Origin of the sequence: Kribbella sp. NPDC056951 (assembly GCF_042674205.1) — a bacterium.
GTDB classification, from domain to species: Bacteria; Actinomycetota; Actinomycetes; order Propionibacteriales; family Kribbellaceae; genus Kribbella; species Kribbella yunnanensis.
The window spans coordinates 73777-86314 of the sequence record NZ_JBHUQZ010000006.1; the positions used below are offsets into that span (position 1 = coordinate 73777).

Sequence of the window (12538 nt, forward strand, 5' to 3'; positions counted from 1 at the left end):
CACCGCGCGGACGTCGAGAAGAGGAGGGCTGGTCGATAGCCCGAGGGTCGACTACTGTTCGGCCCGATTGCCCTAGTAGCAACGGAGGCACCCCTGACCATGGCCCCCTCAGCGAACGGACAGACCGTAGGCCGGCGCCTGCCGGTCGAGTCGGCGTTCACTCGAGTCGAGGATGCACGGCACCGTCTGCCGCGCCTGTTCGGTCGTCGCGACCTGGTCGTTCTCGGCCTGGGCGTGATGATCGGTTCCGGCATCTTCAGTATCAGCGGCAACCAGGCGGCCCTGACCGCCGGTCCGGCCGTGATCCTGTCGTTCGTCATCGCGGCGATCGTGTGCCTGCTGGCCGCGGCCTGTTACGCCGAGCTGTCCTCGACGATCCCAGTCTCGGGTAGTGCCTACACCTTCAGTTACGTGACCTTCGGCGAGATGTGGGCCTGGCTGGTCGGCTGGGCCCTCGTGCTCGAGCTCGTCACCGCCGCCGCGATCGTCGCCCGGGTCTGGTCGGCGTACCTGCTGGCCACTCTGGACAGTTTCGGCATCACCCTGTCCGACGGTGTGGCGAAGTACTTCGACCCGACGGCCAAGGTGAACCTGGTCGCGCCGCTGCTGCTGCTCCTGCTCACCGCGATGGTCGTCACCGGGACGAAGCTGTCCGCCCGGGTCCTGACCGTGGTCGTGGTTGCGAAGGTCGCGGTCATCCTGCTGGTGATCGTGGTCGGCGCGACGCACATCAACTGGGACAACTACACGCCGTTCGTGCCGATCTCCCGAGCAGCGCCGGCGACGGCCAGTCCGACGTTGTTCAGCTGGATACTCGATTCGTCGTTCGGCACCTTCGGGACGATGGGAATCTTCACCGCCGCGAGCACGATCGTCTTCGCCTACATCGGTTTCGACCTGATAGCGACCGCGTCCGAGGACGCCCGGAACCCGCGCAAGACGGTCCCGCAGGGCATGCTGCTCGGCGTCGGCGCCGTCACGATCCTGTACGTCGCGATGGCCGTCGTCCTGGTGGGCATGCGGCCGTACGGTCAGCTCGGTGGCAGTGCCCCGGTCTCCAGTGCCCTGGCGGCAGTCGGGGTCGGCTGGGCGGCCAAGGTGGTCAATCTGGGCGCGTTGCTGGCGCTGATGACCGTCATCATGGTGGTCCTGATCGGCCAGAGCCGCGTGCTGTTCAACATGGGCCGTGACGGTCTGCTGCCGAAGAGCCTCGGACGAGTCAGCCGGGTCTACTCCTCGCCCGCCCGAGCCGCGGGCGTGGCCGGTCTGGCTGCGGTGGCACTGACGCTGTACCCGAGCGTGCTGCAGCTCGAGGAGCTGCTCGTCATCGGAGCCCTGTTCTGCTTCGCGTTCTGTGCAGTCGGCGTGCTCAGACTGCGGCGCACCGAGCCGGATCTCGAGCGTGGATTCCGGGTGCCGATGGTGCCGCTGGTCCCCTTGCTGTCGCTGGGCGCGACGGTGTGGCTGATGCTCAACCTGAAGACCAGCACCTGGGCCAAGTTCGGCATCTGGATGGCAGTCGGGCTGGCGATCTACGGCCTCTACGGGCGCTGGCACAGCCGGTTGGCCAATGAGGACAGCTGGGAGTTCGACATCGGCGACACCGACCCCGGGACGGGCGGCCTGCAGGCCATCCGGCAGGAGCCGGAGCGCACCGGTGAGCTGAAGGCGATCCGCACTCCCCAGCAGAATCAGCAGAAGCCGACCCGCGGTAAACACATGCGCAACTGACGTACTTCGCGCCGGACATCCTTCGCCGTCTGTGGTTTTCCACAGGCGGCGAAGTCGTTCCGAAACCGAGGCTCCATCCCGGCATCTTCTCTGTCGGAGGTGGTCAACGATGCGAACCAGCAACTCGGTTGGGCAGTACGGCGAGGAGCTCGCCAGCAGGTATCTCACGAACCAAGGTCTCGTCATCCTCGAGCGCAACTGGCGCTGCGCGATCGGCGAGATCGACATCGTCGCCCGCGAAGGCGACACCCTCGTCGTGTGCGAGGTGAAGACCCGGCGAGGGCTCGGTTACGGATCGCCGCTGGAGTCGATCACGTACCGCAAGCTCACCACGCTGCGGAAGCTGGCCGGCGCCTGGCTCCGCAGCCACGAGGTCCGCCCGCGGGCGGTCCGGATCGACTTCGTCGCCGTCCTGATCACCCAAGGCGCTCCCCCACAAGTGGATCATCTGCGAGGGGCGGCCTGATGACGCTCGCGCACATGTGGTCCGTCGCGCTGGTCGGGCTCGAGGGGCATCTGGTCGAGGTCGAGGCCGATATCGCTCAGGGCCTGCCCAAGACCACGCTGATCGGCCTGCCGGACGCATCGCTCTCGGAGGCCCGGGACCGGGTCCGGGCGGCTGTGGTCAACAGCGGTGAGAAGTTCCCCGACCGCAAGGTGACCATCGGCCTGTCCCCCGCAACCCTGCCGAAGACGGGCTCGCACTACGACGTCGCCATCGCCTGCGCCCTACTCGCGGCGGCCGGCGTCGTCGAGCCAGTGTCGTCGCGGCGCACCGCGATCATCGGCGAGCTCGGGCTCGACGGCCGGATCCGGGAGGTCCGCGGCGCCCTCGCGATGACGCTGGCGGTCGCCAGGTCCGGTTTCGACCGAATCGTCGTACCAGAGCTGAATGCAGGTGAGGCGCGACTGGTCCCGGGGATCGAGGTCTACGGGGTGCGTTCACTGCGCCAGGTGCTGGCGCTGCTGCGCGGGGTCGAGATTCCGGACGAGGCAGCGCCGCATCCCGAGCCACGACTGCTGTCGGAGTCGCTGACTCGGGTCCCGGAGGTCGATCTGCACGACGTGATCGGCCAGGACGAGGGCCGGCGAGCGATTGAAGCGGCGGCCGCAGGTGGTCATCACCTGTTCCTGCACGGCCCACCCGGCTCGGGCAAAACAATGCTGGCCGAGCGGCTGGCGGGGTTGATGCCGAATCTCAGTACCGACGAATCGCTGGAAGTGTCGGCGGTGCATTCGCTGGCCGGGATGCTCACCGGCGAGGCCGAGCTGGTCTCCCGACCACCGTTCATCGCGCCCCATCACACGGCGTCGTTGTCGAGCCTGGTCGGCGGCGGTTCGGGCGTACCTCGCCCGGGAGCGATCAGCTGTGCACATCGCGGAATCCTGTTCATCGACGAGGCCCCCGAGATGCATCCGCTGACTCTGGACACTTTGCGGCAGCCGCTGGAGTCCGGTTTCGTCGAGGTTCATCGCTCGGCGGCGGTGGCGAAATTCCCAGCCCGATTCATGCTGGTGCTGGCCGCGAATCCCTGTCCCTGCGGCATGTCCGGCGTGCGGCACGCCGTCTGCAACTGCACACCCCAAGCACTCGCACGCTACCGACAACGCATCAGCGGCCCGATCAAGGACCGCCTAGACATCCAGCGCCAGATCCTCCCCGCCGGCCGCAGCAGCGCCGACACAGAATCCTCCGAGCCCACAGCCGCCGTAGCCGCCCGCGTCCAAGCCGCCCGAGACCGCCAATCCGCCCGCTTTCGCAACAGCCCATGGACCCTCAACAGCCAGGTCCCCGGCTCCGTCCTCCGCCGAGACTTCCCCCTCGACTCGAAAGCCCAGCAACTCCTGGAAGACCACTACTCCACCGGCCGCCTCACCGGCCGCGGCTTCGATCGCGTAGTCCGCCTCGCCTGGACCCTCGCCGACCTCCGCGGCTTACCCCAGCCAACCCTCGAACTAACCCACGAAGCCTTCCAACTACGCACCGGCGAAACCCTCACCCCTCTGTCCGACACCCGCCCCCTCAAAGGAACCCCCTCATGACTCCGACCTGCGCCCCACCAACCACTACCCAGAGCCGTTTTGTCGATGAGTTTGGAGTTGGCGGGGGTGGGTCGGCGGACGGGGTTCCTCGGGCTGGGGTTGGGGGTGGCGGGGACGCGGAGCGGTTGGCTCGGGTGGGGTTGGGGCGGGTGATCGAGCCAGGGGATCTGGCGGCGCTGAAGGTGTTCGAGGGGGTTGGGGTGGTGGAGATGTGGGAGCGGTTGCGACGTCAGGAGGTGGGGACGGAGCGATGGGTGACGCGGATGGCCAAGGTGGAGCCGGAGCGGGATCTGGAGCGGGCGGCGGCTGTGGGTGCGCGGTTCGTGATTCCGGGAGACGACGAGTGGCCCGAGCAGGTGGAGGTACTGGCCGAGGCGGGACAGTTGAGCCGGCGGGCTGGAGTGCCGTTCGGGTTGTGGGTGCGGGGGCCGGCGCACCTGCGGCAGGCGCTTGAGCAGTCGGTCGCGATTGTCGGGGCCCGGGCCTGTTCGTCGTACGGGTCGCATGTTGCCGGCGAGTTGGCGGCTGGGTTGTCGGGCAAGGGGTACGCCGTGGTGTCGGGCGGGGCGTACGGGATCGACGCGGCTGCTCATCGGGGAGCTCTGTCCGTCGCCGGTGTGACCGTCGCGGTGTTGGCGTGTGGGGTGGATAAGAGCTATCCGCGGAGCAATTCGGCGTTGTTCAGCCGGATTGTCGAGCAGGGGCTCGTGGTCAGTGAGTTGTCGCCGGGGTGTTCACCGAGCAAGCTGCGGTTCCTCGCTCGCAACCGCCTGATCGCCGCCGCGAGCCAAGGCACCCTGATCGTCGAGGCAGCAGTCCGCAGTGGAGCGCTGAACAGCGCAGGCTGGGCCGAGCAGTGCGGCCGCCCGGTGATGGCGGTTCCTGGCCCCATCACGTCCCGCATGTCTGAAGGCAGCCACCTGCTGATCCGCGAGCGAGACGCCGTGCTCGTCACGGATGTTCCCGAGATCATCGAGGCGGTCTCACCCTTGGGCACCGGGCTGACCTCGTACCGGCACTCCCCCAAAACCCCGTTCGACGAGCTGTCCCACGAGCTCCGCCGCACCCTCGACGCCGTCCCCGTCCAAACCCCAGCCCCCACTCACCGCATAGCCACCACAGCCGGCCTGGACCTCCCCACCACCGAAGACGCCCTAGAAGCCCTAACCGCCCTCAACCTCGTCCACCAAAGCGCCACCGGCTGGTGCCTAACCCGCCAACCAGCCGACTGAGCCGACCGGCGTCACCTCCGACGACGAGGTCACCGAGTCCCAACCCCGGTACGCCGCACCCCGACGCACCGCACCACGCCCGGCCCACCGTCGGCCGGGCGTTCTGCTGCGCCCGCCGATCTGCGTACGAACGTTCTGCTGCGCCCGCCGATCTGCGTAGGAACAGGACGTATACGCCCACGAAGCCGCCCACCCGCCAACTCCCCGCGGGCAACGCCGTCTACGCAGAGCCATACCTCCTGTCCGTCGGAAGATCGGCCGCTCGGGACATGAGGTAGTCGCTTGCCGGGGCGTCGGTCGTGGGGCGACACCCGACCTGGCAGTCGCACCCCATCCTGTGGGGTCGTGGGTGAACCGGCGGGCTCAGCGTGAAGCGGCGGGCTGAGCGGTCGAGGCTGCGGGGCCCCGCAGCTGACGCGGCGCCCAGCGGACGACGCGGTGGCCACGGCAGGCGACGCCGCGGATTCGGGAGCTGACGCGGGGGCTCAGGGGGTGAGGCGGCGGGTTCGCGGGGTGACGCGGCGGCTCAGCGAGCTCAGGAGCCGACGCCGCGGGCTCACGGGACGACGCGGGGGAATCACGGGCGAGGCGGGGGCGCAGGGGGTGACGCGGGGGCGCAGGCGGTGACGCGGAGGCGCCTGGGTGGACGCGGCGGGGGCTCAGCGGGCGACGCAGCGGGCCTGGCAGGTGACGCCGCGAGCTCAGGAGCTCACGCGGCGGGCTTACGGGGTGACGCGGGGGGATGACGGGGTGACGCGAGCGGGTGAGCCGGCGGGCTTACGGGGTGAGGCGGGGGGCTCAGCGGGTGACGTCGCGGGCTCAGGAGCTCACGCGGGGGCTCAGGGGGTGAGGCGGTGGTGGAGGTGGGTGGTGGCGTGGATTGCCAGGGTTAGGGTCCAGGGGAGGGTCCAGATGGCGGCTATGAGTACGGCGGTTGTCGGGAGGTTGCTGGCTGGGGTGGGGTCGTTGGCGGCGAGGGTGATGGTCAGGGCTGTTAGGACTGCTTGGGCCAGGGGGAGGTGGCGTCGGTGAAAGGGGCCGGGCGTGGGAAGTGGTCGGATCCGGCCGGGTTTGGGGTGCGGTTGGTGGGTTCGGCTGGTTGTGGGGAGGAGCCAGCGGAGGTAGGTGGCGGCTGCTAGGCCGCTGAGGATGCCTGCGGCGATGCCTAGGGCGAAGGCGTTGGATTGGCGGCCGACTGCTTCGGCGGGGGTCTCTAGGGTGCTCCAGAAGGCGGTGGAGGTGCCGGTTCGGACTAGGACGACTGCGGTTGCTGCGAACAGTAGGAGGTAGCCCAGGATGCGGATTGCGCGGCCGGCGGTGGGTGAGTGGCGTTCGGCTAGGTCTGTCAGGCGGCCGACCAGCCAGCCGGCAAGGCCGCCGGCTAGGGCGGCTAGGGACCAGGCGATCCAGGTGGCGACGTGTAGGCCGAGGCGGTCTTTGGTGAGTTCGGTGCTGACTGACTCGGCAGCTATCGCGAGCAGCCAACCGGCGCCGGCGCCCGCGAGGAGACCGCCGCTGAAGCCCATTGCGAGTCCGGCGGCAGCGCCGACGCCGATTGCGGTGGCCGTGACTGACCCCAGGAGCGTGGACAGGACGGTGCCCGACGCCAGCCACACGACTGATGCCGCGACGACTCCGGTGACGATCGAGCCGGCCAGGCGGACGGGCCAACCGCCTTCGAGGAACAGACGCAGTACGGCGTCCAGGACTTCGTTGACCGACTTCTCGGCCACCCACCGCAGCACCTTGCCGAGCGGCGTTCGCTCGACGGTGCGGTGGTGTGACGTGGAAACCTGCCGCTGCGGCTCGTGGTCCGCAGGCATCACGTAGACGTAGCTCACGTCAGAACCTCCCGGGGCGGCGGGTGTTCGCGGGGTCAGCGGCCGAAGTCTGAGTCCTTGGGGACTTCCAGGTCGGACTTGGCCAGTTCTTCGATGTTCACATCGCGGAAGGTGACGACCTTGGCGTTCTTGACGAAGCGGGCGGAACGGTAGACGTCCCAGACCCAGGCGTCGGCCATCGTCACCTCGAAGTAGACGTCACCACCCTCGGTGCGGACCTTGAGGTCCACGGCGTTGCACAGGTAGAAGCGGCGCTCGGTCTCTACGACATATTTGAAGATCCCGACGACGTCCTTGTACTCCCGATAGAGCTGCAGCTCCATATCGGTCTCGTACTTCTCGAGATCATCAGCACTCATCGACTGCTCTCCACTCCGGTGGGACTGGTGACATTCTGTCCCATATCGGGCCGCAGACTGCGGCGGACATTCTCGAACCGCCGTCGATGTTGTGGGCACGGGCCGTATTCGTCCAGTGCCGCCTGGTGCTCGGGGGTGCAGTAGCCCTTGTGGATGGCGAAACCGTACTGCGGGTACTCCTTGTCCCAGTGTTCCATCACGCGGTCCCGGGTCACTTTGGCGATCACGGATGCGGCGGCGATACAAGCCGCCACGCGGTCACCCTTCCAGATCGCCAGGCCCGGTACGCCGAGACCGTCGACGCCGAAACCGTCGGTCAGCACGTACGACGGGCGGACGTCGAGGCGGAACAGGGCGCGGCGGAGCGCCTGGAGGTTCGCCACGTGCATGCCGAGGCGGTCGCATTCCGGGGCCTCGATCGAGACCACCGACCAGGCCACGGCCCGCTTGCGGATCTCCTCGTAGCAGCGCTCGCGGGCCTTGGCGGTGAGCAACTTGGAATCGGCCAACTCGGGGATCTGACCGCGCTTGCCGTCGGGCAGGATCACCGCGGCCGCGACCAGCGGGCCGGCGCACGGTCCGCGGCCGGCTTCATCCACGCCGGCGATCGGGTCCAGGCCGACCCGGCGCAGCGCTCGCTCATACCCGTAGAGCCCGGCGTCACGGCGTACCGTGCTCCCCCGGGGCAACACGCTCATCCAAGCCTCCGCATCACACAGACCACCCTAGGCAATCCCACCGACGAATGCGGGCGCTACTTGGGTGGCGGGGTCAGGGAGATCGAGGGCTTGGCCGGTGGCGGGCCCGCGGCGGCGGGGACGGCCTTGAAGGTGTCCGGTACGCCGAGTTTGGCCCAGCGGCCGGCCGGCCAGACGACCAGGATCGCGCGGCCGGTGACCTTGTCCAGCGGGACGAAGGCCGCGTCGCCGGGGTTGCCGCCGTCGGCGTCGACGTCCTGCAGGTGTACGCGGGAGTCGCCGGAGGCGGAGCGGTGGTCGCCCATGACGAAGATCCGGCCGGCCGGGACCGTCACCTGGAACTCCATCTGCGAGGCGGCGTCACCGGGGTACAGGTAACTGGTCTCCTCGAGCGGCTGGCCGTTCACCAGCAGGCGGCCCTTGGTGTCGCAGCACTCGACCTTGTCGCCGGGCATCCCGATCAGGCGCTTGATCAGGTGACCGTGGCTGGAGTCCGGGAGCAGACCGACGACCTCGAAGAACCGGCCGATCGAGCCGCGCTTCTGGCCGCTCTCCTCGGCGCCGAGCCAGCCGCCCGGGTCCTCGAAGACGACCACGTCGCCGCGCTTGACGTCGGTGATCTTCTCTACGACGACCCGGTCACCGACCAGCAGCGTGTTCTCCATCGACTCGCTCGGGATGATGAACATCTGGCCGACGAACGCCCGCAGGATCGAGGAGACGATCAGCGCCCCGACGACGATCAGCACGAACTCGCGGGCGGCAGCCGCGAAGCCCGAACGATGGGCGGGTTTGGCGGCGTCCGTCTTCGTCGGTGTATCGGTCACTTCTTCAGCCCCGGCTTCTTGAAGGTTTCCGGAGGACGCAGCATCGTCATCCGGTCAGACGGCCAGATTACGCAACAGGCCCGGCCAACCACGTTCTCGATCGGGACGAACCCGCCACCGGGGCCGCCCATATGGGCACGGGAGTCCGCCGACTGGGCCCGATTGTCGCCCATCACCCAGAGATGACCGGGTGGTACGACGACATTGAACGGCATGTCGGAGGGGTGTGCGCCCTTGAGCAGGTACTCGCGTTCGTCCAGGGCGATCCCGTTCACCGTGACCAGGCCGTTGCGGTCGCAGCAGATCACCTTGTCACCGGGCAGCCCGATCACCCGTTTCACCAGGTGACCCTCACCGCTGCGCGGCATGATGCCGACGAACTCACCGATCCGCCGGAACGGGCCCGGGGTGGCCGGCGCTTCGTTCAGCCAGTTCGCCGGGTCCTTGAAGACGATGATGTCACCGCGGTCGACGTCGCGATGCAGGTAACTGATCTTCTCGGCGAGGATCCGGTCGTCCTTGGTGAGCGTGTCGTACATCGACTCCGACGGCACGTAGAACGCCTCTGCGACGAACAGCCGCAGCACCACCGTGATGACGAGTGCGAGCACCGTCACGGTGGTCATCTCGGTCAGCAGGCTGAGCAGCGGATTCCGCTGCTTCAGCCTGCGGTGACGTCCCTTGCTGCGACGAGCCCTGCGGGGTGCCGAGCGCGGGCGAGCGCGAGTCGCAGTGCTCGGCGCCATAGGTGACCGTCGTCGTTACGTGGCTCAGGAGGCCGGGACGTTGTCCCGCTTCTCCTTGATCTTGGCTGCCTTGCCGCGCAGCTCGCGCAGGTAGTACAGCTTGGCGCGGCGGACGTCGCCGCGGGTGACGACCTCGACCTTCTCGACGATCGGGGTGTGCAGCGGGAAGGTGCGCTCGACGCCGACGCCGAAGCTGACCTTGCGGACCGTGAAGGTCTCCTGCAGGCCACCACCGTGGCGGCGGATCACGACACCCTTGAACACCTGGACGCGGGAACGGTTGCCTTCGACGACCTTCACGTGCACGTTCACGGTGTCACCGGCGCGGAAGGCCGGGATGTCGTCGCGCTTGCTCGCGTTGTCGAGCTCGTTCAGGATGTTGCTCATCAGGTGTCTCTTCTCTCGCGCGTGCCACAGGTCACCCGCGAAGGTGGTTGGTGAAGTTCATCGAAAAGCTGCCAGATCGGTGGTCACCCCCTGTGGCAGGAGCACCGAAAGAGCAGCAGCAGACAATCTTGCCACATGCCCCACACCGTGACGAAATCAGCTAGACCCGGCCACGCAGGGTGATCGCGGTCACTTCCGGCGGCGGCGCTTCGCGAGGTGGACGAGGTCGACCTTCGGGGTCTGCGCCTCGCGCCGCAACTCCCGGTAGCCGGCCTTCTTGTAGACGGCCAGGTTCCGCTCACTGAGCCCGCCGGTGTTGAGCTCGTACGTCGTCACCTCTGCCGGGGCGAGCTTCTCGGCGGTCTTCAGCAGGCGGTTGCCCAGCCCTCGGCCCTGCCAGTCGGGAGCCACGATCATGCGGCCGATGTAGGCCACCGAGCCGTCGACCGTCAGCTGAACCGATCCGACGATGCGGGTGCCCGCGACCGCCTTGAGGACGGTTCCCTGCTGGAGGCGCTCAGCCGCCGCGTCGACCGTCTCGACCAGCGGTGGGATCGAGTAGTCGTCGTACAGGCGTCCCTCGGAGAGGAAGGCAGCCAGTTGCAGCGTGTGGATCTCCCCCGCATCGCCGGCCGTGGCGGGGAGGATCCGAACGGCATCGGCCTCGTCCTTGCCGGCCAGTACGTCGCCCCACGCGGCCAGCAGGTCCGGACGGCGCTCCGCGGTGCGGCTGACGGACTGCTCGTGCCGCCACTCGGCGATCTTGCCGTGGTTCCCAGACAGCAGGATGTCCGGTACGTCGTGCCCCCGCCAGCTCACGGGCTTCGTATAGACCGGGTACTCGAGCAGTCCGTCGCCCGAGTGCGATTCCTCGGCCAGTGACTCCGGATTGCCGATCACACCGGGCAGCAGCCGGGCCACTGCCTCGACCATCACGAGTACGGCGACCTCTCCGCCGTTCAGCACGTAGTCGCCGATCGACACCTCGTCGACGCGCATCCGCTCCCCGGCGTACGCGGCCACCCGGGCGTCGATGCCCTCGTACCGCCCGCACGCGAACGCCAGCCAGGGCTCCTCAGCCAGCTCGTACGCGAGCGCCTGGGTGAACGGCCGCCCGGCGGGCGTCGGCACGATCAGCCGGGGTTGCGTAGGGCCGTCGGGCGGCGCAACCGCGTCCAGCGCCTCACCCCATGGCTCCGGCTTCATCACCATGCCCGCGCCACCGCCGTACGGGGTGTCGTCAACGGTGCGGTGCCGGTCGTAGGTCCATTCGCGCAGGTCATGCAGCCGTACGTCGAGCAGTCCGCTCTGCGCGGCCTTGCCGACCAGCGAAACGTCCAGTGCGGCCAGGTACTCCGGAAAGATGGTGAGAACGTCCAGCCTCATCGGCCCGCGTCTCCCGGCTCCGACGGAACCACCTCTGCGCCCTCAGGGTCGAGCAGGCCCGGCCGGTCCGCGACCGTCACGTACTTAGCGTCCAGGTCGATCTCCGGGATCAGTTCCTCAACCAACGGCACCAGTACGGCGTTGCCACCCGGCCGGCGAATCTCCAGCAGGTCCTGCGACGGCAGGTGGACCACGTCGATCACCTCACCGGCCTCGTCACCAGTGGTGGTGCGAACCTTCAGCCCGATCAGCTCGCGGTCGTAGAACTCCTCAGGGTCCTCCGGCCGCTCATCCTCGCCGATCTCGGCCTGGACCTCCAAATTCCGCAGTAGCTCCGCAGCGGTCCGGTCCGGCGACTCGACGAACTTCACCAGCAGCCGCCCGCTGTGCCAACGGCTGGAGTCCACGGTGAGCGTCCGCGGCGGCTTGGAGGTCGTGACCAGCTTCGCACCGTCCGCGAACCGCAGGTCGGGCTCGTCCGTGCGGACGATCATGCCGATCTCGCCCTTGATCCCATGCGCCCGGCCGATCCGGCCGACAATCACCAGCACCGCTAGTTCCTCTCAGAAGACAACGACACAGTGTCTCAGGCGCTGCCGCTCCAGGGTGCAGGGGTCAGGACCCAGATGAGCTCGGCGGGTTCGGTGGGGCTGGAGTTGACCCAGGTGTGCGGCTCGCCGCCGGGGAACGTCAACGCGTCGCCGGCGGACAGTTGGACGCGGCGGTCGGTGAAGAGCATCTCGATGCCGCCGGTGATCACGTAGACGACTTCGTACTCGCAGTTGATCGTGTAGAAGTCCGAACCGCCGGTTCCACCCGGTTCGGCGTCGGTGTGGACCACCTGGACCCGGGACTGGCCGCGCGGCGTCATCAGCCGCTCGTCGACACCGGCTCCGCCGAGGTTGATCGCGGGTGCGCCATCGCGCCGTACCAGCGCGACGTCCGGGACGGTGAAGAGTGAGCCGACGTCGAGGCTCATCACTTCGCACAGGGTGATCAGCGAGGCGACGCTGAGGGAGGTCTCGTCGCGCTCGACGCGGCTGAGGAAGCCCTTGGTCAGACCGGCTGCGGACGCGAGCTGGTCGAGCGTGTAGCCGTGTGCCTGCCGGGCGGCCCGCAGGCGGGAGCCGATCCGGATCTCGTTGTTCGAGGGCGACACCGGCAGGGGACGCATCGGAAGTCCTTCCATCAGGCGGAAAACACAGCGCGACTCAAAAAGAGAGTACGAGTCCTTGACACCCCATCATGCCGCCCCCGATGCTCGTACGACAACCTTTGTTGCCTGTCA

At 68.2% G+C, this 12538-nt stretch carries 13 protein-coding genes; 4 read left to right on the forward strand and 9 right to left on the reverse strand.

All coding sequences use genetic code 11. The annotated features are described in order from the left end of the window. The first annotated feature begins 99 nt into the window (after window positions 1-99). The 4 genes from ACFTSF_RS23615 to dprA all read left to right on the forward strand — a co-directional run bounded on the left by ACFTSF_RS23615 (window position 100) and on the right by dprA (window position 5006). A complete protein-coding gene (locus ACFTSF_RS23615) occupies window positions 100-1731 on the forward strand; it encodes an amino acid permease (RefSeq protein ID WP_344155612.1) in 1632 nt (543 codons plus the stop codon). Between the two features lie 109 nt (window positions 1732-1840). Beyond that, window positions 1841-2197 (forward strand): YraN family protein, encoded by a 357-nt coding sequence (locus tag ACFTSF_RS23620; protein WP_380155821.1) that lies wholly within the window; start codon window positions 1841-1843, stop codon window positions 2195-2197. Continuing rightward, the gene (locus ACFTSF_RS23625; protein WP_380155822.1) at window positions 2197-3774 is read left to right on the forward strand and encodes a YifB family Mg chelatase-like AAA ATPase; all 1578 of its coding nucleotides are present in this window, start codon (window positions 2197-2199) and stop codon (window positions 3772-3774) included. The genes ACFTSF_RS23620 and ACFTSF_RS23625 overlap by 1 nt, the downstream gene beginning before the upstream one ends. A 149-nt stretch (window positions 3775-3923) precedes the next feature. Then, window positions 3924-5006 (forward strand): DNA-processing protein DprA, encoded by a 1083-nt coding sequence (gene dprA / locus ACFTSF_RS23630; protein WP_380155823.1) that lies wholly within the window; start codon window positions 3924-3926, stop codon window positions 5004-5006. An 839-nt stretch (window positions 5007-5845) separates the two neighbouring features. Here the strand turns inward: dprA and ACFTSF_RS23635 are convergent. The 9 genes from ACFTSF_RS23635 to ACFTSF_RS23675 all read right to left on the reverse strand — a co-directional run bounded on the left by ACFTSF_RS23635 (window position 5846) and on the right by ACFTSF_RS23675 (window position 12424). Beyond that, window positions 5846-6847: a hypothetical protein gene (locus ACFTSF_RS23635; RefSeq protein WP_380155824.1), complete on the reverse strand. Its 1002-nt coding sequence runs from the start codon at window positions 6845-6847 to the stop codon at window positions 5846-5848. A gap of 35 nt (window positions 6848-6882) precedes the next feature. Then, window positions 6883-7206 (reverse strand): DUF2469 domain-containing protein, encoded by a 324-nt coding sequence (locus tag ACFTSF_RS23640; protein ID WP_012922325.1) that lies wholly within the window; start codon window positions 7204-7206, stop codon window positions 6883-6885. Then, window positions 7203-7904, reverse strand: coding sequence for a ribonuclease HII (locus tag ACFTSF_RS23645; protein WP_380155825.1), 702 nt, complete (start codon window positions 7902-7904; stop codon window positions 7203-7205). The genes ACFTSF_RS23640 and ACFTSF_RS23645 overlap by 4 nt, the downstream gene beginning before the upstream one ends. A 56-nt stretch (window positions 7905-7960) precedes the next feature. After that, complete coding sequence (lepB, locus tag ACFTSF_RS23650; RefSeq protein ID WP_344155597.1) at window positions 7961-8731, reverse strand: signal peptidase I; 771 nt, start codon at window positions 8729-8731, stop codon at window positions 7961-7963. After that, on the reverse strand, window positions 8728-9357 hold the full coding sequence (gene lepB / locus ACFTSF_RS23655) for a signal peptidase I (RefSeq protein WP_380155826.1): 630 nt from the start codon (window positions 9355-9357) through the stop codon (window positions 8728-8730). Before lepB (ACFTSF_RS23655) ends, lepB (ACFTSF_RS23650) begins: the two co-directional genes overlap by 4 nt. Before the next feature lie 144 nt (window positions 9358-9501). Continuing rightward, window positions 9502-9864 carry a 50S ribosomal protein L19 gene (gene rplS / locus ACFTSF_RS23660; RefSeq protein WP_344155591.1) on the reverse strand — a complete coding sequence of 121 codons (363 nt, stop codon included), beginning with the start codon at window positions 9862-9864 and terminating at the stop codon, window positions 9502-9504. Between the two features lie 189 nt (window positions 9865-10053). After that, entirely contained in the window at window positions 10054-11250 is a 1197-nt protein-coding gene (gene trmD / locus ACFTSF_RS23665; protein WP_380155827.1) for a tRNA (guanosine(37)-N1)-methyltransferase TrmD, read from the reverse strand. Then, a complete protein-coding gene (rimM, locus tag ACFTSF_RS23670) occupies window positions 11247-11801 on the reverse strand; it encodes a ribosome maturation factor RimM (protein ID WP_380155828.1) in 555 nt (184 codons plus the stop codon). Before rimM ends, trmD begins: the two co-directional genes overlap by 4 nt. Window positions 11802-11836: 35 nt before the next feature. After that, window positions 11837-12424 (reverse strand): cupin domain-containing protein, encoded by a 588-nt coding sequence (locus tag ACFTSF_RS23675; protein ID WP_344155582.1) that lies wholly within the window; start codon window positions 12422-12424, stop codon window positions 11837-11839. Between the last annotated feature and the right edge of the window lie 114 nt (window positions 12425-12538).

Bases quoted from the DNA above. Each gene is read 5' to 3' on its own strand.
- ACFTSF_RS23615 (WP_344155612.1), top strand. From the start codon at position 100: ATGGCCCCCTCAGCGAACGGACAGACCGTAGGCCGGCGCCTGCCGGTC.
- ACFTSF_RS23620 (WP_380155821.1), top strand. From the start codon at position 1,841: ATGCGAACCAGCAACTCGGTTGGGCAGTACGGCGAGGAGCTCGCCAGC.
- ACFTSF_RS23625 (WP_380155822.1), top strand. From the start codon at position 2,197: ATGACGCTCGCGCACATGTGGTCCGTCGCGCTGGTCGGGCTCGAGGGG.
- ACFTSF_RS23640 (WP_012922325.1), bottom strand. From the start codon at position 7,206: ATGAGTGCTGATGATCTCGAGAAGTACGAGACCGATATGGAGCTGCAG.
- ACFTSF_RS23645 (WP_380155825.1), bottom strand. From the start codon at position 7,904: ATGAGCGTGTTGCCCCGGGGGAGCACGGTACGCCGTGACGCCGGGCTC.
- lepB (WP_380155826.1), bottom strand. From the start codon at position 9,357: ATGACCACCGTGACGGTGCTCGCACTCGTCATCACGGTGGTGCTGCGG.
- rplS (WP_344155591.1), bottom strand. From the start codon at position 9,864: ATGAGCAACATCCTGAACGAGCTCGACAACGCGAGCAAGCGCGACGAC.
- trmD (WP_380155827.1), bottom strand. From the start codon at position 11,250: ATGAGGCTGGACGTTCTCACCATCTTTCCGGAGTACCTGGCCGCACTG.
- ACFTSF_RS23675 (WP_344155582.1), bottom strand. From the start codon at position 12,424: ATGCGTCCCCTGCCGGTGTCGCCCTCGAACAACGAGATCCGGATCGGC.